The sequence below is a fragment of the Heliobacterium chlorum genome (genome assembly GCF_014502795.1).
In the GTDB taxonomy this organism is placed as follows: Bacteria; Bacillota; Desulfitobacteriia; order Heliobacteriales; family Heliobacteriaceae; genus Heliobacterium; species Heliobacterium chlorum.
In genome coordinates, this window is the sequence record NZ_JACVHF010000155.1 from 1 (window position 1) to 516 (window position 516).

Annotated in this window: 1 rRNA gene; it reads left to right on the forward strand. The window is 58.1% G+C overall.

What is annotated here, in order from left to right:
- Window positions 1-516: ribosomal RNA gene (locus H1S01_RS20735) — 23S ribosomal RNA — on the forward strand; the annotation flags it as partial.

The following is a 516-nucleotide window of genomic DNA, read 5'->3' on the forward strand; positions in this document are numbered from 1 at the left end:
GGTGGATGCCTAGGCGCTGAGAGGCGAAGAAGGGCGCGGATAACTGCGAAAAGCCACGGTGAGCCGTAAGCAGGCATAGACCCGTGGATACCCGAATGGGGCAACCCGTCCGGAGTCATATCCGGACATCGTACACTGAATCCATAGGTGTGCGAAGCCAACCCGGGGAACTGAAACATCTAAGTACCCGGAGGAAAAGAAATCAAGCGAGATTCCCCCAGTAGCGGCGAGCGAACGGGGAAAAGCCTAAACCGTCTCTTCGGAGGCGGGGTTGCGGGACCTTCATCACGAACGAATCATCCTAGTCGAAGCGGTCTGGAAAGGCCCGGCACAGCAGGTAACACCCCTGTAGGCGAAAGGACGAGCCGTTCCGAAGGGATCCCAAGTACCGCGGGGCACGTGAAATCCCGTGGGAATCCGGGGGGACCACCCTCCAAGGCTAAATACTCCTCAGCGACCGATAGTGAACCAGTACCGTGAGGGAAAGGTGAAAAGCACCCCGGAAGGGGAGTGAAA